20 protein-coding genes and 2 tRNA genes are annotated in these 19,616 nt (G+C 65.9%); 10 read left to right on the top strand and 12 right to left on the bottom strand.

The features are described from left to right. Positions 1–2: 2 nt before the first annotated feature. The 7 genes from V8J55_RS04990 to V8J55_RS04960 form a co-directional block, all read right to left on the bottom strand. Positions 3–77, bottom strand: a tRNA-Glu gene (locus tag V8J55_RS04990). Between the two features lie 50 nt (positions 78–127). Further along, positions 128–203: transfer RNA gene (locus V8J55_RS04985), tRNA-Glu, on the bottom strand. 67 nt (positions 204–270) lie between these two features. After that, on the bottom strand, positions 271–654 hold the full coding sequence (locus tag V8J55_RS04980) for a VOC family protein (protein WP_037517288.1): 384 nt from the start codon (positions 652–654) through the stop codon (positions 271–273). Between the two features lie 22 nt (positions 655–676). Beyond that, positions 677–2,446 carry a single-stranded-DNA-specific exonuclease RecJ gene (recJ, locus tag V8J55_RS04975; RefSeq protein WP_336444607.1) on the bottom strand — a complete coding sequence of 590 codons (1,770 nt, stop codon included), beginning with the start codon at positions 2,444–2,446 and terminating at the stop codon, positions 677–679. Beyond that, positions 2,443–3,957 (bottom strand): PH domain-containing protein, encoded by a 1,515-nt coding sequence (locus V8J55_RS04970; protein ID WP_336444606.1) that lies wholly within the window; start codon positions 3,955–3,957, stop codon positions 2,443–2,445. The genes recJ and V8J55_RS04970 overlap by 4 nt, the downstream gene beginning before the upstream one ends. Next, positions 3,954–4,481, bottom strand: coding sequence for a PH domain-containing protein (locus V8J55_RS04965; protein WP_336444605.1), 528 nt, complete (start codon positions 4,479–4,481; stop codon positions 3,954–3,956). The genes V8J55_RS04970 and V8J55_RS04965 overlap by 4 nt, the downstream gene beginning before the upstream one ends. Positions 4,482–4,506: 25 nt before the next feature. After that, complete coding sequence (locus V8J55_RS04960; RefSeq protein WP_336444604.1) at positions 4,507–6,468, bottom strand: alkyl/aryl-sulfatase; 1,962 nt, start codon at positions 6,466–6,468, stop codon at positions 4,507–4,509. 65 nt (positions 6,469–6,533) lie between these two features. Here V8J55_RS04960 and V8J55_RS04955 point away from each other — a divergent pair, with 65 nt between their 5' ends. After that, positions 6,534–7,022 carry a flavodoxin family protein gene (locus V8J55_RS04955; protein ID WP_336444603.1) on the top strand — a complete coding sequence of 163 codons (489 nt, stop codon included), beginning with the start codon at positions 6,534–6,536 and terminating at the stop codon, positions 7,020–7,022. A gap of 104 nt (positions 7,023–7,126) precedes the next feature. After that, entirely contained in the window at positions 7,127–8,290 is a 1,164-nt protein-coding gene (locus V8J55_RS04950) for a serine hydrolase domain-containing protein (RefSeq protein ID WP_336444602.1), read from the top strand. Between the two features lie 136 nt (positions 8,291–8,426). Here the strand turns inward: V8J55_RS04950 and glpX are convergent, their stop codons facing one another. After that, positions 8,427–9,395, bottom strand: coding sequence for a class II fructose-bisphosphatase (glpX, locus tag V8J55_RS04945; RefSeq protein WP_037517418.1), 969 nt, complete (start codon positions 9,393–9,395; stop codon positions 8,427–8,429). Between the two features lie 111 nt (positions 9,396–9,506). Between glpX and V8J55_RS04940 the strand changes: the two genes are divergently transcribed. Further along, positions 9,507–9,938 carry a hypothetical protein gene (locus V8J55_RS04940; protein ID WP_336444601.1) on the top strand — a complete coding sequence of 144 codons (432 nt, stop codon included), beginning with the start codon at positions 9,507–9,509 and terminating at the stop codon, positions 9,936–9,938. Here V8J55_RS04940 and V8J55_RS04935 read toward each other — a convergent pair. Together V8J55_RS04935 and V8J55_RS04930 are read right to left on the bottom strand one after the other, a co-directional pair. Beyond that, positions 9,935–11,254: a homoserine dehydrogenase gene (locus V8J55_RS04935; protein ID WP_336444600.1), complete on the bottom strand. Its 1,320-nt coding sequence runs from the start codon at positions 11,252–11,254 to the stop codon at positions 9,935–9,937. The two genes, V8J55_RS04940 and V8J55_RS04935, sit on opposite strands and share 4 nt — an antisense overlap. A gap of 230 nt (positions 11,255–11,484) precedes the next feature. Then, on the bottom strand, positions 11,485–12,294 hold the full coding sequence (locus V8J55_RS04930) for a hypothetical protein (RefSeq protein WP_336444599.1): 810 nt from the start codon (positions 12,292–12,294) through the stop codon (positions 11,485–11,487). 342 nt (positions 12,295–12,636) lie between these two features. Between V8J55_RS04930 and V8J55_RS04925 the strand changes: the two genes are divergently transcribed. The 6 genes from V8J55_RS04925 to V8J55_RS04900 all read left to right on the top strand — a co-directional run bounded on the left by V8J55_RS04925 (position 12,637) and on the right by V8J55_RS04900 (position 16,653). Next, positions 12,637–13,293: an energy transducer TonB gene (locus tag V8J55_RS04925; protein WP_137891529.1), complete on the top strand. Its 657-nt coding sequence runs from the start codon at positions 12,637–12,639 to the stop codon at positions 13,291–13,293. 58 nt (positions 13,294–13,351) lie between these two features. After that, positions 13,352–14,164, top strand: coding sequence for a MotA/TolQ/ExbB proton channel family protein (locus V8J55_RS04920; protein WP_336444598.1), 813 nt, complete (start codon positions 13,352–13,354; stop codon positions 14,162–14,164). Between the two features lie 127 nt (positions 14,165–14,291). Continuing rightward, complete coding sequence (locus tag V8J55_RS04915; RefSeq protein ID WP_093509811.1) at positions 14,292–14,813, top strand: ExbD/TolR family protein; 522 nt, start codon at positions 14,292–14,294, stop codon at positions 14,811–14,813. 35 nt (positions 14,814–14,848) lie between these two features. Continuing rightward, positions 14,849–15,274: an ExbD/TolR family protein gene (locus V8J55_RS04910; protein ID WP_037517269.1), complete on the top strand. Its 426-nt coding sequence runs from the start codon at positions 14,849–14,851 to the stop codon at positions 15,272–15,274. 198 nt (positions 15,275–15,472) lie between these two features. Continuing rightward, positions 15,473–15,940 carry a hypothetical protein gene (locus tag V8J55_RS04905; RefSeq protein WP_336444597.1) on the top strand — a complete coding sequence of 156 codons (468 nt, stop codon included), beginning with the start codon at positions 15,473–15,475 and terminating at the stop codon, positions 15,938–15,940. 146 nt (positions 15,941–16,086) lie between these two features. Then, positions 16,087–16,653, top strand: coding sequence for a superoxide dismutase family protein (locus tag V8J55_RS04900; protein ID WP_443030812.1), 567 nt, complete (start codon positions 16,087–16,089; stop codon positions 16,651–16,653). 91 nt (positions 16,654–16,744) lie between these two features. Here the strand turns inward: V8J55_RS04900 and V8J55_RS04895 are convergent, their stop codons facing one another. Then, positions 16,745–18,343 carry a spinster family MFS transporter gene (locus V8J55_RS04895; protein WP_336444595.1) on the bottom strand — a complete coding sequence of 533 codons (1,599 nt, stop codon included), beginning with the start codon at positions 18,341–18,343 and terminating at the stop codon, positions 16,745–16,747. A gap of 107 nt (positions 18,344–18,450) precedes the next feature. Here V8J55_RS04895 and V8J55_RS04890 point away from each other — a divergent pair, with 107 nt between their 5' ends. Further along, positions 18,451–18,942 carry a low molecular weight protein-tyrosine-phosphatase gene (locus V8J55_RS04890; RefSeq protein WP_336444594.1) on the top strand — a complete coding sequence of 164 codons (492 nt, stop codon included), beginning with the start codon at positions 18,451–18,453 and terminating at the stop codon, positions 18,940–18,942. Here V8J55_RS04890 and thpR read toward each other — a convergent pair. Beyond that, a complete protein-coding gene (thpR, locus tag V8J55_RS04885; RefSeq protein ID WP_336444593.1) occupies positions 18,849–19,466 on the bottom strand; it encodes an RNA 2',3'-cyclic phosphodiesterase in 618 nt (205 codons plus the stop codon). The genes V8J55_RS04890 and thpR overlap by 94 nt on opposite strands. Between the last annotated feature and the right edge of the window lie 150 nt (positions 19,467–19,616).

Raw genomic sequence — 19,616 nt, 5'->3', positions numbered from 1 at the left:
GATGGTGACCCCTACGGGAATCGAACCCGTGTTTCAGCCGTGAGAGGGCCGCGTCCTGACCGCTAGACGAAGGGGCCACAAGGTCGGAAATTTTGCGGAAAGGGGAGCCGACCGCTCCCGTGACCGATGGTGACCCCTACGGGACTCGAACCCGTGTTTTCGCCGTGAAAGGGCGACGTCCTAGACCGCTAGACGAAGGGGCCGTCTGATCGGTGAAGCGGCGCATTAGCCGTGAGTGTTCCCCCGGTCAAGGACTCAATCGGCGCTAATTTATCCGCGCCGCGAATGGCATACCGCCTGCAGCTTGTTGCCTTCCGGATCGCGGACATAGGCGGCGTAATAGTTGGCGTGATAATGCGGGCGGAGCCCCGGCGCGCCCTCGTCGCTGCCGCCGTTGGCAAGCGCCGCGGCATGAAAGGCATCGACCGTTGCCCGGTCGGCGGCGATGAAGGCGATGTGGGTGCCATTGCCGACCGACGCCGGTTCGCCATTAAAGGCGGGGCCGACGAAGACCTTGGGGCCGGTCGGCGTGCCATAGCCCTTGCCTTCGCTCTGCCGCGCGAATCCGGGATGCCCGAGCACCGCCATGATCGCGTCGTAAAAGGGTTCGGCGCTGGCGAAATCGTCGACGCCGATCGTGGTGTGGCTGTACATCGTTGATCTTCCCTTCGTGCCCTCAGTCGGCCCAGGCTGCGTCCTCGAGGTGGAGTTCGGCGGCGGGGCGGCTGCCCCAGTCGTCGCGTTTCGCGCGGCCCGCGAGCCACAGCTTGCGGCTGCCGCGTGCGTGGAGCAACGCCTGACCCAGTTCGGTCTCGGCGCTGCGGAACGCGACCGCCTTGAAGCGCGCGCCATCGTCGCCCGACACGATCAGGCGGACATGGTCGGTGCCGACGATCCCCGATTCGACGATCCGCACCGGCCCGGTCGCGACGCGCGGCGCGGGCCAGCCGGCGCCATACGGTCCCGCGCTCTCGATTGCGTCGCACCACAAAGGGTTGATCCCGCGCGGCGCGAGCACCGCGTCGATGAGCAGCGACTTGTCGCCGCTCGCGCGCTCGACGTCGGCGGCAAGGCGGTCGTTCAGATAAGCGCCGAGCGCGTCGACCTTGTCCGCCGCCACGGTCAGCCCCGCCGCCATCGCATGCCCGCCACCGGCGACGAGCAGCCCCGTCTCCTTCGCCGCGAGGATCGCGGCGCCAAGGTCGACGCCCGAAATCGAGCGCCCCGATCCCTTACCAACGCCGTCCTCGTCGAGCGCGATGACGATCGCGGGGCGGTGCAGCCGTTCTTTCAGCCGCCCGGCGACGATGCCGATCACCCCGGGGTGCCATCCCTGCCCGGCGACGATCGCGACCGGGGCGTTGCCGCACGCCGCGCTCGCATCGATCGCCTGCTCGAGTACCGCGGCCTCGATCGCGCGCCGCTCCTCGTTCAGCCGGTTGAGTTCGACCGCGATGTCGGCGGCTTCCTGTGGGTCGCTCGTGGTGAGGAGCCGCACGCCAAGGTCCGACTTGCCAACGCGCCCGCCCGCATTGATCCTGGGGCCGAGCGCAAAGCCCATATCGCTCGCGCTCGGCGGCTTGGTGAGGCGCGCGGCGTCCATCAGCGCCGCGAGGCCGGTGTTGCCGCGCCGCGCCATCACCTTCAGCCCTTGTGTCACGAGCGCGCGGTTGAAGCCGGTGAGCCGCGCGACGTCGGCGACGGTGCCGAGTGCGACAAGATCGAGCAGGTCGATCAGCGCGGGCTCGTCGCGGGTGGCAAAGAAACCGCGTGCGCGCAGCGTGCGGAGCAGCGCCGCGCCAAGCAGGAAGGCGACGCCGACCGCGGCAAGATTGCCGTGGATCGCGGCGTCGGGCTCCTCGTCGAGCCGGTTCGGGTTCACCAGCGCGAAGGCCACGGGCAGCGTCGTCGCGCATTGATGATGGTCGACGACGATCACCTCGACCCCCGCCGCCTTGGCTTCGGCAATCGCGTCGAACGCCTGCGCCCCGCAATCGACCGTGACGACGAGTTTCGACCCCGCCTCGCCGATCTTGACGAGCGCGGCGCCCGAGGGGCCATAACCCTCCATCAACCGGTCGGGGATATAGGCGCCCGCGGGCAGCCCGAGCCCGCGCAGCAGCCGCACGAGCAAAGCCGCCGAGGTCGCGCCATCGACGTCATAATCGCCGAAGATCGTCACCGCTTCCTTGCGCTCGACCGCATCGGCAAGCCGCGCGGCGGCGGCATCCATGTCGCGGAACAGCGACGGGTCGGGCATGAAGCCGCGCAAGGTCGGCGTGCGCTGGCGATCGAGGTCGTCGCGCGTCACGCCGCGCGCGAGCAGCAATTGCGTGACGAGATCGTCGGGCGCGAGATTCTCGGCCGCCATGTCGGCGCTCGCGCGCCGCCAGTGCCACGGCTGGCCCTTGATCGAGTGCGTAATGCCCAGCGCCGCTTCGCTCATGGCCGCGCCCTCGCGGCAAGGATGCGGGTGCGCAGCTGCTGCGCGGCGGCGAGCGGGATTGCGGGGATCTCATGCGCGCCAAGCGAACTGCCGCCGGGGACGCCGAACACCAAAGTCGCGAGGCCGAGCGGCCGTAGGATGAAATCGCTCTTGAGGTCGACGCTCTGCACCGACGCGTGCGGCAGCAGCGTCGTCTTGGGCTTCCACGCACCGCGCCGGATCGCGACCTGTTCGCCCAGGTCGGCCCAGCGATGGAAACGGGCGCCGAACAGGGAGCCGGCGCCGATGAGCAATCCCGCCACCGGACCGAGCCATCCGAGATCCTGCCCGAACGAAACGGCGACGAGGCCGCCCATGGTCGCGCCGACCGCGCCGATCAGCCCGCCGAGCGCGACGATGCCGTGGCTCTGCTGCCATGACTGGCCGGCGTCGGGGCGCCGGATCGCGACCTCGTCCAGCACCGGGTCGATCGCGTCGAGCTTCGCAAAGGGAACCACCTGATGGTCATTTTCCTTCCCGCCGTCGCTCGCGAGGCTTTGCAGGCGCAGTTCGTGCCAGCCGAAGCGCTGACGGAACCAGCCGGTGACGAGGATCGCGGCCTGCACGCGCTTCACCGGCACCGCGACGTCGGTGCGCGTCGTGAGGCCCCGGGTGCGGCGCAGCGTGCGCGGCTCGCGTGTCAGGCGGAAATCCCAGTTGGCGAAAAACATCGTCGCGATCCCGCTCGCAAAACCGATGAAGATCAGCGAGATGGCCGCGCCGACGCCCGCGACCCAGCGGTGCGCGATCACCCACTGGTCGAGTCCATAATCCTCGGCGATGTCGATCCAGCCCCTGGGGTTGAAGACGTTGAAATCGAACGGCAGCAGCCCGTCGAAAAACTGCATGCCCGCGCCGACCACCGCGAGCGCGGCGAGCGAGAAGTTGAACAGCCCCGCGAGCAGCAACTGGCGCGGCCCCATCGCAAAGAGCAACCGGTCCTCGGTGGCGGGCGATGCCTCGTGAGCGTCGGTTGCAACAGGGGCCGCCGCTTCGCCGCTGCGATGCACGCGGATCGTCGCGCGCAGCGCCTGCGCCGAATCGAGCGCGATCGCGTCGAGGCTCGCGTCATTCTCCTTGCCGCCCGCGCCGGTCTCGAACCCGACCTTGGCGATGCCGAGCGCGCGCGCGACCAGCCCCTGCTCGATGCTGACGTCCTGGATGCGGTCGAAGGGGATGGTGCGATGCTGGCGCGCGAAAACGCCGCTTTCGATCACGACCTCGTCGTCGCCGACGAGAAAGCGGAAGCGCAGCCAGTGAAACCACGCTGCGAGCAGCGAGAAGAGCAGAAAAGCGCCGATCGCGGGCACGATATACACCCAGTTGCCGGTAAAGCCCAATGCGGCGACCGCGGGCAGGAAGTTGAGCGAGCGCGGCCCGAGCTTGACGACGGCGAGCGCGAGCGTCGCGGGGTGCAGCCGCTGCCAGTCCGGCTCGCTTTCGGTCGCAGTGATGACGGCGCCGTCGCTCATGCGAAATCGGTCTGGATATGCCGGCGGATCGTCTCGCGCATCGCGGCCGCCAGGTCGGCGTGCAGCCCGGGCAGCGTCACCGTGCTGTTATGCGTGCCCGACGTGTGGACGATCAGGTGCGACAGCCCGAACCAGCGCTCGATCGGCCCCTGCCCGACGTCGATATGCTGGACGCGCACAAAGGGCACGATCGTGTCGGTGCGGAACAGCCAGCCGCGCGCGACGCGCAGCTGTCCTTCGCCGATCCTGTACCCCCAGCGCGACACGCGGCGCGAGGGAAAGCTGACGATCACGATCGCCGCGATTACCCACGCGGCGGCGGTGATCAGCCCGTACGGTCCCCCGATATGACGGATCAGCAGCGCGTCGAACACGCTCGCGCCGATCGCGAGCGGGATCAGGTTGAGCGCGGTCGCGATGCGCAGCACCTGCGCATAGGCGGGGTCGACCGGATCGAGCCCTTCGGTGGCGTTGATCGCCTCTGCGTCGAAAGGATCGGTCGGGTGCGCGGGGGTGTCGGTCATGTTCCTCCGATAGTCGGTGGCGGCCCTATGGCACAACCACATTGAAGCGCGGGTCGGCGGGCGGGTGGAGCGCGAACCACGACAGGAACGCCATGCGGTCGCCGTCGATCTTGATCGCGCCCGACTGGAGCAGCGTGGGAAACTGCGCCTGCCCCAGCATCACATCGTCGAGCGTCGCCCGGTTTATTGTGATCGTCGCGGTCGGTGCGGGGTCGGTCATGCCGTACCGCGGCACCTCGACCCCGCCGCCGACGACGATCGCGACCGCTTCCTTGCTGTCGGGCAGGATGAACTGGAAGGTGCCTTTGACCGCGCGCCCTTTCGCAGCGTCGAAGCGCGTCGCGAGCGCGTCGAAAAACACCGCGGTCGGGATCGCGCTGACGAACGACCGGCTCTGGCCGTTGCCCGACAGGCTTTCGACCGCGGTGCCGCGCAGGCTTGCCGCGGCGGCGAGATAATAATTTCGCCACGCGCCTGACTCCGCCTGATAGCCCATCTGGTCATAGGCCGAGGCGAGCGCCGCGCGCGCGTCCTTGTTGTCCGGCTGCGCAAAGACGAGCTTGTTCAAAAGCTCGGCCGCCCAGCGATAGTCGCCCGCCGCGATCGCCGCTTTACCAGCCGCGAGCAATTTGTCGGCACCGCCCGCGAGCGCGACATATTTGGGCGCCGACTGTTCGGGCGGCAGCGGGTTGAAGTTCGCGGGATTGCCGTCCCACCAGCCGAAATAGCGCTGATAGGTCGCCTTCATGTCGTGGTTGACCGTGCCATAATAGCCGCGCGCGCCGAAGTCCGTCGCCTGCCCCGGCGCCTCGGGGGTGACATCGGCAAGCTCGTGGAGCGTCGCGCCGCGGTTGGCGAGGAACAAAGTCCGGTCGTGGACATAACGATAAATGTCGCGCTGGCTGGTGAGCAAGCTGCTGACCTCGCCCGCGCCCCACGTCGGCCAGTGATGCGACGCGAGCGCGACCTCGGCCTTGCCGCCCCAGCGGACGAGCGCGGCGTCGATCACCTTCGACCAGTGCAGCGCGTCGCGCACCTGCGCCCCGCGAAGGGTGAGCACATTGTGCAGCGTGTGGGTGACGACCTCGGTCGTGTGCAAAGCCTTGTACGCGGGGACATAGAAGACGAATTCCGACGGCGCCTCGGTCCCGCCCGCGTCGAGGAATTCGAACGCCAGCCCGTCGATCGTCAGCGTGCCGCCGGTCGCAGCGATACTCTCGGTCGGCTCCATATAACCGATCGTGCCCGACGACAGCTTCGGCCCCAGCCCGGTGTCGACCTGTCCCGTCGGCCCCGGAGCGAGGATCGACCCGAACATGTACAGCGCGCGGCGTCCCATCGCGGTGCCGGCAAGGACATTCTCCGACGTCGCTTCCTCCGAAAAGCCGTGCGGCGCGATGATGCGGATCTTCTCGCGCTTGACCTGTTCGGGGGTGACGATGCCGCCGACGCCGCCGAAATGGTCGCTATGGCTGTGGCTGAACATCACCGCCTTGATCGGCAACTTGCCCGCCTTCGCCTCGACGGTATCGGCGAACAGCTTCCAGCTCGCCGCCGCCGCCTCTTCGGACAGCAGCGGGTCGACGAGTATCCAGCCGCTCTTGCCGCGGATGATCGTCATCACCGAAATATCATAACCGCGAACCTGCCAGATCTTGCCCGGCACGACCTCGAACAGTCCGTGCACCGCGTTCAGCCGCGCCTGCCGCCACAGCGACGGGTTGACCGTATCGGGCGCCGCCTTGGCATCGAGGAAGGCGTAGGGCCGCCGGTCCCACACAATCTTGCCGTCCTTGCCCGTAATCACACCGCCCGGAATTTCGGCGAGCTTGCCGCGCATCACATTGGCCTCGTCGCGCGGGTCATCGAGCGGCAGGCGCGCCGCGATTTCGGCCTGCGCGGTGCGCGTCGCCTCGCTCGCGGCGTCCTGCGCGGCGGCGGCGAAGGGCAGGGTGCCGGCAAGCAGCAGGGCGGTCAGTCGGCGCATGTCATATCTCCCCCATGTTTCGCGGCAGCTTGCGCCGCGTGCCGGTGCTTGGCAAGCTTCGGGCCATGACCGACGCGCCGCACCTCCTGATCGCCTGGCACAGCCGCACCGGTGGCAGCGAGGCGCTTGCGCGGGCTGCGGCCGATGGGGCGGGGGACATGGCGCGGCTGATCGCCGCGGCCGATGTGACGCCTGATGATCTCCACGCCGCCGGCGGCTACCTTTTCGTCGGCCCCGAAAATCTCGCGGCGCTGTCGGGCGCGATGAAGGAGATGTTCGACCGCTGCTATTATCCGTGCCTCGGCCGGATCGAGGGCCGCCCCTATGCGACGATCATCTGCGCGGGCTCCGACGGCGAAAATGCCCAGCGCCAGCTCGACCGGATCGCGACCGGCTGGCGGCTGCGGCGCGTCGCCGATCATATCATCGTCAACACCGATGCGCAGACGCCCGAAGCGATCCTTGCGGCCAAGACGATAGCCCCGGATCGCCTCGCCGAAGCGCGCGATCTGGGCGCGGCCCTCGCCGAAGGATTGGCGGCGGGAATATTTTGAACAACTTTTTCTCGTTTATTGCCGGAGCTTGACGCCCGCGACAGTATTGATACGGCAAGAAAAACGCAGTTGATATACTCCTCAAGCTTTAGGACCATCAAATAATGCTGAATAGAATTTCTGCCGCAATCGGCCTGATTGCGGTCATGGGCGGCCTTGGCGATAGTGTCAGTGCCCGCACACCGTCCGTCGCGGAGGCTGAAAACAAGGCAGCCATTGAACAGCTGGTCCAAAGCGAGATGACTTCTCGCGGCATTCCAGGGCTCCAGTTGACGATCGTGCGGCAGGGCAAGATCCTGTTCACCGGCGCTTATGGCCAGGCCAATATCGAGGCGTCGACCCCCGTCACCGAACAAACCACCTTTCCGATCAACTCGATCAGCAAGGCCGTTGCCGGCGTCGCGGTGATGCAGCTCGTCGAAGCCGGCAAACTTGACCTCGATGCGCCAATAAAAACATATCTCGAAACACTTCCCGAGACGTGGAGCGGCATTACCGCTCGGCAGCTTCTGACCCACACGTCGGGTCTGCCCGAAATCGCGGATGACAATGTTCGGCTGCTCGACGGCGCCGAGCCAGATGCCGCCTGGGCAAAGGTGCAGGAACTTCCCCTGAAACTCTCGCCGGGAACGAAATTCGACTATACCCAGACCAACTATGTCGCGATGGGGAAAATTATCGAGAAGATCACGGGCGAGTCCTACGCTGATTTCGTGCGCGATCGGCAGTTCGATGTCGTGGGGATGAAGCGCACGCGCTTTGCCGACACTACCGGCGCCAAAGCCAAGCCCCAGGCAGCGACGCTCTATACGCATCTGACGCTGCGGATCGAGGGGATGAAGACCGTCGGCGTCGAACGAAGCAAGGTTCCGTTTGCGCGGCACGAACCATGGACAGAAATGGTATTCCCGGCCGGTGGTGTCCGAACGACGTCCACCGATTTGGCAAAGTGGGTCATCGCTCTGCAAAAGCAGAAGCTTGTCAGCAAGGAAGGCCTGCAGCAGCTTTGGAAGCCACAGCCGCAAGCGGACGGCACGTATCGCGGTTTTGGCTCGACCATCAATGGCTATGGATTGGGTTGGCCGTCGGCGCGACGTGCCGATCATCCGGCCATCACGCCGGTCGGCGGAGCCCGCGCCGCCATATTCATCTATCCCGGTGACGATCTCTCGATTGTCGTTCTGACCAACCTGATGGGCGCTTCGCCGGAGAAATTCGTCGATAAGATTGCTGCACGATATATTCCCGGCCTGACCGCCGGGAATTGATGGCAGTCCCCGCGCAAAGGCCGGGCGAAAAGCTGACGCAGGCTGCGTCGTAATATACCGTCATATCGTCGCCCCGGCCTTCGCAGGGGCGACGAATGGTAACGTCGGCAGCGGGCCTCCGCCTGCCGTTTCGCGGTCAGTGCGAGCGATGCTCGCCCTTCACCCAGCGCACCGTGCCCGACGAGGCGCGCATCACCACCGTCTCGGTGGTCATCACGCCGTCGCGGCGGCGCTTGACGCCGCGCAGCAGCGATCCGTCGGTGACACCCGTCGCGGCGAAGATCACGTCGCCCTTGGCAAGATCCTCAAGGTCGTAAACGCGGTCGAGATCCTCGATGCCCCATTTCTTCGCGCGCAGCCGCTCGTCGTCGTTGCGGAAGAGCAGGCGGCCCTTGAACTGGCCGCCGACGCAGCGCAGCGCCGCGGCGGCGAGCACGCCCTCGGGCGCGCCGCCCGAACCCATATAGATGTCGATATTGGTGTCGGGGTTCGTCGTCGCGATCACGCCGGCGACGTCGCCGTCGGGGATCAGTGCGACACCGCAGCCGATCGCGCGCAGCTCGGCGATGATCGCCTCGTGGCGCGGGCGGTCGAGCACGCAGACGATGATCTGTTCGGGCTTGCAGCCCTTTTCGCGCGCGACGGCTTCGACATTCTCGCGCACGCTATTGTCGAAATTGACGATGTTCGGCGAATAGCCGGCGCCGACCGCGAGCTTGTCCATATAGACGTCGGGGGCGTTGAGCAGGCAGCCTTCCTCGGCGATCGCGAGCACCGCGAGCGCGTTCGGGCCGGCCTTGGCGGTGATCGTCGTGCCTTCCAGCGGGTCGACCGCAATGTCGATCTTCGGGCCCTTGCCCGGCGCGTTGCCGACCTTTTCGCCGATATAGAGCATCGGCGCCTCGTCGCGCTCGCCTTCGCCGATGACGATCGTGCCGTCCATATAGAGCGTGTTGAACGCGGTGCGCATCGCTTCGACCGCGGCGGCGTCGGCGGCTTTCTCGTCGCCGCGGCCGATCAGCTTCGCGGCGGCGATGGCCGCGGCTTCGGTGACGCGCACCATTTCGAGCACGAGCACCCGGTCGAGGTTGCTGCTATTCGTCATGTTCGCCACTCTCCGTCTTTACTTGTTCCGCCGCGTCGGCATGGTGGGCGCCATATGGTCGCCCGCGCCACTTGTCGAGAACGCTTCGCCCGATTCGGTGCCGCTTTCGCCATGAGCTGTGTCGTCGTGATGACTGGGGCGATGACCGCGATGGCGCCCGCCGCCGCGCAGACGCAGGGACCGCCCGCGCCGCCGTCGCCGCGCGATGCCGAAAGCGCCGCTGCGAAGGCAAAGGAAATGGTCGACCCGATCAAGCGCTGTAAACCCGCCGAAGACGGTTCGATCACTGTGTGCGGCTCCGACACCGATCTGCACCGCCTGTCGCCCGAACTGCGTGCGATTGCGAACGAAGGCCGCGAGGCACCGCCCAAGCTGCCGCGTGCCGAGGCGACGATGATGATGTGGGACACGCTGCCGCACAACTGGATGTCGCTCGGCGGTCGCATGAAGCGCGGCCCCGAATATAATGCGCTCTATGAAAGCGTGAAGCGCGCGACCGACCCCGAAACCGGCACCCCGCCGACGCCCGAGGAAGAGCCCTAGAGCGCGAGGATCGGCATGTGCATCGGCGCGCCGACGACATGGTCCGACGCGGCGAGAGTGCTCAGCGCCGCATGGATCGTGCTGGCCGGGCCTTCGTGGGTGACGAGTACGATGACGACGCCGCTGCCGTCCTCGCTGCCGCGCTGGATCAGGCTTTCGATCGAGACGCCGGCATCGCGCATCGCCGTCGCGATCTCGGCGAGCACGCCGATGCGGTCCTCGACGATCAGGCGGACATAATGTTTGCCGATCCGCGCGCCGGCGTCGGCGACGGGCGCCTGGTCGAGCGAATCGACCGGCATCGCGAAGGCGGGGCCATATTCGTCGCGCGCGATGTCGATGATGTCGGCGACGATCGCCGATGCGGTCGGTCCCGCACCCGCGCCCGCGCCCTCGAAGAAGAGGCGGCCGACGAAATTGCCCTCGGCGACGACGGCGTTCAATGCGCCGGGGACATAGGCGAGCGGATGGTCGGCGGGGACCAGGCACGGCTGGACATGCTGGTAGAGGCCATTCGAATCGCGCTCGGCCATGCCGATCAGGCGGACGCGGTGGCCGAGCGCCTCGGCCTCGCGAATGTCGGCGGCGATCAGCCCGCGGATCCCGTCGGCGGTCACCGCGCCGATGTCGAGCTTGGTCCCGAAGCATAGCGCCGCGAGGATCGACAATTTATGCGCGGCGTCGATCCCGTCGACGTCGAAGGTCGGGTCGGCCTCGGCATAGCCCTCGGCCTGCGCAGCGCTCAGCGCATCGGCGAAGCTCGCGCCGTTCCGCTCCATCTGCGTCAGGATGTAATTGCAGGTGCCGTTGAGGATGCCATAGACGCGCGCGATCTCGTTTGCCGACGCGCCTTCGCGGATCGCCTTGATCACCGGGATGCCGCCCGCGACCGCGGCCTCATATTTCAGCGGCGTGTCCTTTTCCTCGGCGAGCCGCGCGAGGTCGAGCCCGTGATGCGCGATCATCGCCTTGTTCGCGGTGACCAGCGCCTTGCCCGCGCCGAGCGCATGGCGCGCCAGCGTCAGCGCCGGGCCGTCGGCGCCGCCGATCATCTCGACGATGACATCGACATCCTCGGCCGCGACGAGCGCATCCATATCGTCTTCCCAGCGATAGGGGGTGAGGTCGACGCCGCGATCCTTGTGCCGGTCGCGCGCCGACAGCGCGACGATCTCGATCGCGCGCCCGGCGCGCCGCGCGATCAGGTCGCGGTTCGCCTCGAGCAGCCGGACGACGCCGCCGCCGACGACGCCAATACCCGCGAGCGCGACACGCAGCGGCGGGCGGGGGGCGGTCGGGGCGGAATAAGGCGACATGCGAGGAGCTCCGTATAGACGCGGAGCCGCGCCCCGCCGTTGCGAGCGCCCTATCGGCTTTTGCCATGGAAACAAGCCCGGCGCGGCTAGGGCGCGCCGAAGCTGAGCTTTATCCTGTTATGGAAAGCGGCTCCGGCCCACTCCCCCACCCGGCCTCCCCAACGATAGTAACCTAGGGAGGCCGGGTGGGGGAGTGGGCCGGTGCCGCCCTCGCCGTCAGGCGAAGAAAATCAACCAACCGGCGGCTTGCGCGTGCGCGTGCATTCGCCGAGCGCGCCGAGGATGACGCCATAGTCCGACGCGGCCTTGCGCCGATCCTCGGGGGCGGTTCCCGCCAGCTTGCTCAGCGGCAGCTGGCGCGGCAATCCGCAGGCGAGCCGATACCAGGCGAGCGTATTGCGCGCGGGCACCGCCGCCGACGCGTCGACGATCTCGCCGAACGCCGCCGCCCAGCGCCGTGACCCGTCGGCGGCGGTCAGGATGGTCAGCGACACGGGCTCCCCCGTCCGGGTGTTGAGGAACAGCTGCGTCTCGCCTTCGCCGGGCAAGGTGCCCGGAACGTGGAAGCCGTTCGCGACGCCGGTGATCGCGGGCGGAGCGCCGGGCTTGACGAGTTCGGTCAGCACGGCGCGCAATTGCGCCTCGGTCGCCGGGTCCCACGGCAGCTGCGCATCGGGCGCGATCAGCTGGACGCTGCCGGTGTTGCTGCTTCCCGCCGTCGCCCCGGCGACGGGCCGGGCAAAGAGCAGGACGGGCTGCTTCTTCTTCAGCTTCGCGGGCTTTCCTTTCGCGTCCTGCGGCAAGTCGACGAGGTAGGAGATTCGCGCCGCGAGCGGCCCCGCGCCGCGAATCAGGCTGACAACCTCGGACTCGACATAGAATCGGGTGTGGCCCGCCGCGACTCCGGGTGCCTGGGCCGGTTTGAGCGGCGTGGCCTTATATATACGCGCGTGCAGCGCGATCGGCGCCGCGCTCGCGAGGTCGGCGATGTCGGCATAGCTGTACGGACTGGCCGCCGCCGCCGCCGGGGCCGCCTGCATCGCAGAAACGCCAGGGATTCCAAGAGTTAAGGCGAGAATGCCGGCGATAGCGGCCGGGTGGGGGAGGCGCATGATCGTTCCACTTTCCGTCGTTTATGACACCGGTATCGGCGTTGAAATCCCCATCATGGGACACGGGACATTAACCGCTGATAAAGGGTTTGCGAATGTGCCGCCACCGCGATAGGACGGGCCGCGAAGCGTCCGGCAAAAACATAATAAGCCGAACGTAGCGCCGTCGGGTCTGGCAAAACGCATCGGAAATCATCCGGGCATTTGGCAACCGAACCCGCCGGCAGGGAATTGGTGTCAGGATGATCTAGCAAGGAGCGTCGTCCCTGAATGGCTTATGGTGATAATGTCGACCCTAAAAACAGGGTAGTGGCGATTGTCTTGGTTGGTCTGCTTACAGCGGTTCTGGGCTACGGCCTGGTTAACGGCTTGAATATCAGTATCGTCAAGAAACTCGCCGAAAAATTGGATGTGGTGGACGTAGAAGAGCCGCCGCCGCCGGAGGAACCCCCGCCGCCGCCGCCGCCGGACAATAAATTGCCGCCGCCGCCGCCGGTTGTGACGCCGCCGTCGCCCATTCCGCCGCCGGTGACGACCAACACGGTCCAGTCGGTGCCGAAGGCGCCGCCGACGCCGCCCCCGCCCGTCTATACGCCGCCGGCACCGCCGGCGCCGCCGCCGACGCCTGATCTCAGCGCCGCTGGTACGCCAAAGGGCAACCCGGGCCGCTGGGCGACGAACGACGACTATCCGGCCCGTGCGATGCGCGAAGAGCGCGAAGGCACGACCGGGTTCCGCGTCACCTATGGCGTCGATGGCCGCATCACTTCGTGTGACGTGACCTCGTCGAGCGGCCATGCCGATCTCGATGCCGAAACCTGCAAGCTTATCCAGCGCCGTGGCCGGTTCAATCCGGGCAAGGATCGCGCGGGTAACCCCGTGGGCGGCAGCTACAGCAATCGTATCCGTTGGCAGATTCCGCGCTGATCGCGCGACCGAATCTGTGTTTCGAACTTATCGAATATTTTGAGAGGGATTTTCCAGTATGTTTAATCTGATCGCAAATGCCGCCGCTGCGGCAGCACCGGCCCACGACGCGGGGCTCAGCCTGATGCCCGCCGCGATGTGCGTGAAGGAAGAAGGCGCGAGCCCTTACGGTCTCGTCCCCGCGCTGTGCGAAGGCGGCATCGTCTCGCAGGTCACCTTCCTCGTCCTGCTGATCATGTTCGTCGGCACGCTCTACATCCTGTTCACCAAGCTGTTCGAACAGAATAAGGTGATCAACCAGGGCAAGGCGGTCGATGCCAATTTCTGGCGCGCTCCGACGCTCGCCGACGGCGCTTCGAAGCTCGAAAAGAACAGCGCCTATCGCCAGGTCGTCGAAGACGGTCTGCGCGCCAACGAAGAGCATAACAAGCTCGCCAACCCCGTCGAAGCCCACGACTGGATGCACGGCACGCTCGAGCGTTCGCAGAACCACATCAACTCGAAGCTGAACTCGGGCCTCGCCTTCCTCGCGACCGTCGGTTCGACCGCTCCGTTCGTCGGTCTGTTCGGTACGGTTATCGGTATTCTTCGCGCGCTCGTGAAGATCGGTGCGTCGGGTCAGGCTTCGATCGACACCGTCGCCGGTCCGGTCGGTGAAGCTCTGATCATGACCGCCATCGGTCTGATCGTGGCGGTTCCCGCGGTGCTCGCGTTCAACTGGCTCCAGAGCCGCAACAAGGCGATCGCCCGCCGTCTGTCGACCTTCTCGAACGACGTGCTCGGCTCGATCATGTCGAACGGCCAGGTGAAGCCGGCGTCGCTGACCCCGGCGAAGGCCGCTGCTCCGGCCGCGGCACCGAAGAAGGCCTGATTGGTCTCCTGGATCCCCGCCTTGTCGCCGCGTGGCGAAAGGCGGGGTCCGCTGGACAGGGAAGGCGGGCTCAAGGCACGCCGTCCCGATGTCCGTGACAGAAATTTTGTGACAGGATGCTAATCCTATGGCGATGAGTGTAGGCGACAAGGGCGGCGAAGAAGCCCCAATGTCCGAAATCAACACGACTCCGCTCGTGGACATCATGCTTGTGTTGCTCATCATCTTCCTCATCACGGTTCCCGTGGTGTTGGAGACGGTGAACCTGAAACTGCCCGACGTGGCGTTTGAGGTGACGACGACGAAGCCTGAGAATGTGCTGCTTTCGATCCGTTCGGCTGATACCGACGGCGATGGCGAGCCCAACCCCGAGAGCACGGCGTGTGAAGTATATTGGGGCCAGACCCCGGTGGATTCCAAGCAGTTGCTGGAACGTGGACAAAAGAAGCTCGAGCAGCTGCTCGAAGATATCGGCGGTCCGCAGAATATCACCGAGGAAAACTTCCCCGAAGTGCACATCCGCGGCGACGTCAACACGCCGTACCAGTGCATCGGTGGCGTGATCTACACGATGCAATATGCCGGCTTCCAGAAGATCGGGTTCATTTCGGAACCGGCTCCTGGTTCGGGTACGGTGGGCCGCCTGTAAGGGCGCGCTCCGTTTAGGAACGAAGGAATAATCGCATGTCCATGGCAGTTGGAGATCGGGACGAAAATGAACCGATGATGGACATGAACACGACGCCGTTGATCGACGTCATGCTCGTGCTCCTCATCATGTTCATCATCACCATCCCGGTCCAGACCCACGCGGTGAAGATCGACCTGCCGGTCCCGACCGACAGCCAGAGCAATGTCGACCCCGAAAAGAACAAGGTGATGATCGATCCCGCGGGAACGATCACCTGGAACGGTTCGCCGGTCGACCTCGCTCAGCTGGCGAACTATCTGGAACAGACCAAGGCACTGCCGGTCGAACCCGAGCTGCAGGTTCAGCCCGACCCCTATGCACGCTATATCGTCGTCGACAATGTCATGGCGGTGATCAAGCGCAGCGGCGTCGGCAAGCTGGGCTTCGTCGGCAACGAGCAATACGCCCGCGTCTTCTGATCGTCGATCAGGGCCGTCAGGCAAAAATATGGGGCCGCGAAGCAATTCGCGGCCCTTTTTTTGCGCCCGGCCGATCGGGGTCGAATGGCCGAAGACGACCAATTTTGGTCATAAATCTTGCTACTTGAGTGCCATTTTCTGACATGCTTATGGTATCGCCATGTTTCCTGAAGGCGCATAATAAGAGCGGAATAACCCATGCAGAGCACAGGAGAGGCACACGCTATCAGCCCTCGTCAATCAAGGTTTCCTGCGTTCATAGCAGGTGCCTTGGCGCCTCTGGTGATAGGCGCAGCAGCTATTCTCACATTTCTCATGCTGGCGGCTTCAAATAATGTCGAGTTTGACAAATTTGGCTCGCTGGGATCGCTTGTTCTCTTCCTGCCCGGTACCTTCATAGTGGGCGCAGCGTTTGCTTTTCCCATTTCGTGTGCTCATGTGTTCCTGATGTCATGGCTTTCACGGCAAGCCCCGTGCGTCGATAATGTTTTTTGCTGGTCAATTTTTGGTCCGATATTCACTTTTCCTCTCATACTTCTATTCTGGGATTTTGGCGGCCCAGGCAATGTTCCTGTTTTCCCGTTATTGTTTTTGGCACTAGGCTTGATTGGCGGCGCTGCGGCGGGGATCAAGCGACCCCGTCCTAATTCTCTACACACGGGTTAATAGCTGCCTGCCCGCTTCCTACCCCAAAGCCGACTTATCCCCTTGGAACTCGCGGCAATTGCGGGCATCACCGGCGCAGCGGGATCGAAACGCGCCGTGACGACGTTCTGATTCCGATCCGGATCAAAGGGAGCAGCAAGATGACGATGGGTTCGCACCGTAAACAGATCATGGTCCAGGGGGCCGTTGTCTTCGGGGCGCTCGCGCTCGCCGGCTGCGCCGGGATGGGCAAGAAAGCGACGACGACGCTGCCCCCCGCCGACGCCTATGCCCAGCTTTACGACAATAAGGGCGCCGACCGCGGCCGTGCGGACATCTATCGCGACACGACCGGCCTGCGCGTCGAACTCGTTGCGCGCGGCTTCGCGCCGGGCACTTACGGCATGCACGTCCATGCCGTCGGGCAGTGCAATGCGCCCGATTTCGCGAGCGCGGGTCCGCACTGGAACCCGACGGGCGCCCAGCACGGCCGCGACAATCCGATGGGCGCGCACCATGGCGACCTGCCCAACCTCGTGATCGAGCCCGACCAGATCGGCCGCGCGACGCTGCGCCTCGTCGGCTCGCGTTTCGAGGGCGATGGCGCGCTGCTCGACGCCGACGGCGCGGCATTCGTGATCCACGCCGGTCCCGACGATTACAAGACCGACCCCAGCGGCAACAGCGGCGGGCGCGTCGCGTGCGGCGTGATCGTCAAAGAAGCAGCGAAGTAAGCTCCGCTTTCGCTCCGTTGCTCCCACGGGAGCCGACGGAGGCGGATCTCGAACCTCGATCGACTATCAGGCGGGCGTCTCGACCGAAGGGTCAGGCGCCCGCCGCGCGTTCGGCGATCGTCGCTTCGGCCGCTGGCACCGCGCGATAGGCATAGAGCAGCAGGCCAAGCGCGATCGGCGCGACGCCGATCAGCGACAAGATGCCCGTGCGCAGATCGCCGACCGGTTTGCCGTCGACGATCGTCCCCGCCAGATCCGAAATCTGCCCGACCATATAGGGGCCGAACGACAGGCCGACGAGCGTCGTGCCGAGGAAAAAGGCCGCGGTCGCGGTGCCGCGCATCCGCGGCAGCACCAGATCCTGCGTCGTCGCCGCAGCCGCACCCAGAGCCGCCGCACCAAGCATGCCGGCGAGGAAGTTCATGACATAGAAGAGCGTCGAATTCTCGGTCGTGTAGCCGATCCAGATCGGGATGATCGGGGCGACGACGCCGAAGATGATCATCAGGACGCGGCCCGCCGGATTTTTCGACCGCAGATGATCGGCGAGGCGGCCGCCGAGAATCACGCCGACGAAACCGGCGACCGCGCCGTTCGCGCCGAGGATGAAGGCGAGTTCCTGCTTGGGCAGGCCCAGCACGATTTCGGCATAGGGCGCCGACCAGAAGGCGAGCGCATAGGCGGCGAGGCTGACGAGACCGTAACCGAGCGTCGTGCAGATGAACGCCGGGGTGCCCCAGATCAGCTTGAAGGTCGCGGGGTCATGTGCGCGCAGCGCGCTCGCCCACGAAAAGACCGCATAATAGCCGAGCGCCACCGCCGTCCATTGCGGGAAATTGCCCGTCAGGCGGATCATCCACCAGGCAAAGGCCGCGATCGCGGCGGCAAAGCCGATGTTGATCGCCAGCGCCGCAGGGCCGCGTTTTGCGGCGCCCCACAGCGTCAGCGGCGGCACGATCATCGACAGATCCTTGCCGAACTCGCGAAAGGGGCTCGGGCAGCCCGGGCTCGCGACGCCGTCCATCGCGCCGCGCACCGGTTCGCGCAGGCTGGCGACCCAGAGCGCGAGGAGCAGGCCGGGGATGCCGACCGCGAGGAACGCCGCTTGCCAGCCGACCAGCCCCATCGGCCCGCCCGCAGGGAAATTCCGGTTCCATGCCTCGACGATCAGCGCGCCGATGAACAGTGACACGCCGCCGCCGAGGTAGAGACCCGACGAATAGATCGCGAGCGCGGTCGCTTTCTGCCGCTTCGGGAAATAGTCCGAGATCAGCGAATAGGCGGTCGGGCTCGCCGTCGCCTCGCCGACGCCTACGCCCATGCGCGCAAACGTCAGGCTGAGCTGGTTGTAGGCAAAGCCCGATGCCGCGGTCATCGCCGACCACAGGGTCAGCCCGATCGACAGCAACTTCACACGGTTCCAATTGTCGGCAAGGCGCCCGAGCGGAATTCCGAACAGCGCATAGAAAACCGCGAAAGCCGCGCCGCCGAGGAAGCCCATGTCGCCATCGGTCAGGCCGAGGTCGGCCTTGATATCGACCGCGAGGATGCTGATGATCTGCCGGTCGATGAAATTGAGGATATAGACGACGACGAGCACCGACAGGACGTACCAGCTATATCCGGTGGCTTTCGGTTCGGCCGGAACCGGCGCGTCGGACGTGACATTCTCGCTGGCGGTCTCGGCCATCTGGCAACCCTCTCCCTGACCCATTATCTGTTGTGGCTCATGGCTAGCAGAGCCGGACGAAGGCGCAAGTTGAAAGTCGGTTCAACTTTATGGAGAACATGGTCGATATGCGCAACGATAGACAAATTGCGGGGCCCGCGATCCTCTTCCTCTGCCTCGGCAATATCTGCCGCTCGCCATTGGCCGAGGGCGCCGCGCGCGCGGCCTTTGCCCGCGCGGGCATCGACGCCACGCTCGATTCGGCGGGCACCGGCGACTGGCACATCGGCCGCGCCCCCGATGCGCGTGCGCAGGCCGAAGCGCGCCGCCGCGGCGTCGACATTTCGGCGCTGCGCGGCCGCCAGCTCCGCCGCGCCGATTTCTATGATTTCGACCTGATCCTCGCCGCCGATGCGAGCAATTTGCGCGACGCCCGCGCGATCCGGCCGCCCGACGCGACCGCAGACCTCCGGCTGATGCTCGACCTTCTGCCCGGTCGCGGCGGCGAGGGCGTCACCGATCCCTATTATGGCGAAGACGACGGTTTTGCCGCGACGTGGGAGGATGTCGATGCGGTCGCGGCGGCGCTCGTTGCCGAATTTTCGCCGCCCAAAGGATAACGCGCGACGGGGTGATAGCGCGAGCCGCCATGGCCGAGCTCGCTTTCATACAGCGTGACATGGCTGAATTCGAACGCCGGGCTCGCAAGGTCGCCGTTCAGCGCAAGGAAGGGCGCGACCGGGCCCGAGCCACGGTTCAGCCGCGCGAGCGTGACATGCGGAACAAAGGCGCGCGTTTCGGGCGCGACGCCGACGCGCGCGAGGCGCTGGTCGACCTTGCGGTGCAGCGCCGCGAGCGGCTCGTGCGGCTCGACCCCGGCCCAGATCATGTTGGGCCGGCCTTGCCGTTCGAACAGGCCGACGCCCGCAATCCGCGCCGCAACGCGCGGCGCATGGAGCGCGCCAAGCGCCGCAGCGATATCCTCGGCCGCATGGCGATCGACCTCGCCGATGAAACGCAGGGTCAGGTGGAGCTGCTCGTCATTTTGCCAGCGCGCGCCCGCGATGCCGTGCATCGCGGCGAGCAATATGTCGCGGACCGGGCGTGGCGGGCGCAGCGCGACGAACAGGCGGTGCGTGGACATGGCGGGCAACATAATGGGCGGAGTTTCGGATCGCGACCCCCTAACCGACGGCGAGGCAATAATATTGCTCTTGTCCGGTTTCGCTTGAAACGGGAGGGGAAACGCCCGATATTGCTGCCTACGGCCGGTATGGGCTGGCCGATGATGGAG

The organism is Sphingopyxis sp. CCNWLW2, assembly GCF_037095755.1.
Lineage (GTDB): Bacteria > Pseudomonadota > Alphaproteobacteria > Sphingomonadales > Sphingomonadaceae > Sphingopyxis.
This window is presented reverse-complemented; position numbering and strand designations above follow the sequence as displayed.

What these genes read in the sequence shown, in the direction of transcription:
- V8J55_RS04970 (WP_336444606.1), bottom strand. Translation starts at nt 3,957, where the DNA reads ATGAGCGACGGCGCCGTCATCACTGCGACCGAAAGCGAGCCGGACTGG.
- glpX (WP_037517418.1), bottom strand. Translation starts at nt 9,395, where the DNA reads ATGACGAATAGCAGCAACCTCGACCGGGTGCTCGTGCTCGAAATGGTG.
- V8J55_RS04935 (WP_336444600.1), bottom strand. Translation starts at nt 11,254, where the DNA reads ATGTCGCCTTATTCCGCCCCGACCGCCCCCCGCCCGCCGCTGCGTGTC.
- V8J55_RS04960 (WP_336444604.1), bottom strand. Translation starts at nt 6,468, where the DNA reads ATGCGCCGACTGACCGCCCTGCTGCTTGCCGGCACCCTGCCCTTCGCC.
- V8J55_RS04895 (WP_336444595.1), bottom strand. Translation starts at nt 18,343, where the DNA reads ATGGCCGAGACCGCCAGCGAGAATGTCACGTCCGACGCGCCGGTTCCG.
- recJ (WP_336444607.1), bottom strand. Translation starts at nt 2,446, where the DNA reads ATGAGCGAAGCGGCGCTGGGCATTACGCACTCGATCAAGGGCCAGCCG.
- V8J55_RS04890 (WP_336444594.1), top strand. Translation starts at nt 18,451, where the DNA reads ATGCGCAACGATAGACAAATTGCGGGGCCCGCGATCCTCTTCCTCTGC.
- V8J55_RS04940 (WP_336444601.1), top strand. Translation starts at nt 9,507, where the DNA reads ATGAGCTGTGTCGTCGTGATGACTGGGGCGATGACCGCGATGGCGCCC.
- V8J55_RS04955 (WP_336444603.1), top strand. Translation starts at nt 6,534, where the DNA reads ATGACCGACGCGCCGCACCTCCTGATCGCCTGGCACAGCCGCACCGGT.
- V8J55_RS04920 (WP_336444598.1), top strand. Translation starts at nt 13,352, where the DNA reads ATGTTTAATCTGATCGCAAATGCCGCCGCTGCGGCAGCACCGGCCCAC.
- V8J55_RS04900 (WP_443030812.1), top strand. Translation starts at nt 16,087, where the DNA reads ATGGGTTCGCACCGTAAACAGATCATGGTCCAGGGGGCCGTTGTCTTC.
- V8J55_RS04910 (WP_037517269.1), top strand. Translation starts at nt 14,849, where the DNA reads ATGTCCATGGCAGTTGGAGATCGGGACGAAAATGAACCGATGATGGAC.
- thpR (WP_336444593.1), bottom strand. Translation starts at nt 19,466, where the DNA reads ATGTCCACGCACCGCCTGTTCGTCGCGCTGCGCCCGCCACGCCCGGTC.
- V8J55_RS04915 (WP_093509811.1), top strand. Translation starts at nt 14,292, where the DNA reads ATGGCGATGAGTGTAGGCGACAAGGGCGGCGAAGAAGCCCCAATGTCC.
- V8J55_RS04925 (WP_137891529.1), top strand. Translation starts at nt 12,637, where the DNA reads ATGGCTTATGGTGATAATGTCGACCCTAAAAACAGGGTAGTGGCGATT.
- V8J55_RS04950 (WP_336444602.1), top strand. Translation starts at nt 7,127, where the DNA reads ATGCTGAATAGAATTTCTGCCGCAATCGGCCTGATTGCGGTCATGGGC.
- V8J55_RS04980 (WP_037517288.1), bottom strand. Translation starts at nt 654, where the DNA reads ATGTACAGCCACACCACGATCGGCGTCGACGATTTCGCCAGCGCCGAA.
- V8J55_RS04905 (WP_336444597.1), top strand. Translation starts at nt 15,473, where the DNA reads ATGCAGAGCACAGGAGAGGCACACGCTATCAGCCCTCGTCAATCAAGG.
- V8J55_RS04965 (WP_336444605.1), bottom strand. Translation starts at nt 4,481, where the DNA reads ATGACCGACACCCCCGCGCACCCGACCGATCCTTTCGACGCAGAGGCG.
- V8J55_RS04930 (WP_336444599.1), bottom strand. Translation starts at nt 12,294, where the DNA reads ATGCAGGCGGCCCCGGCGGCGGCGGCGGCCAGTCCGTACAGCTATGCC.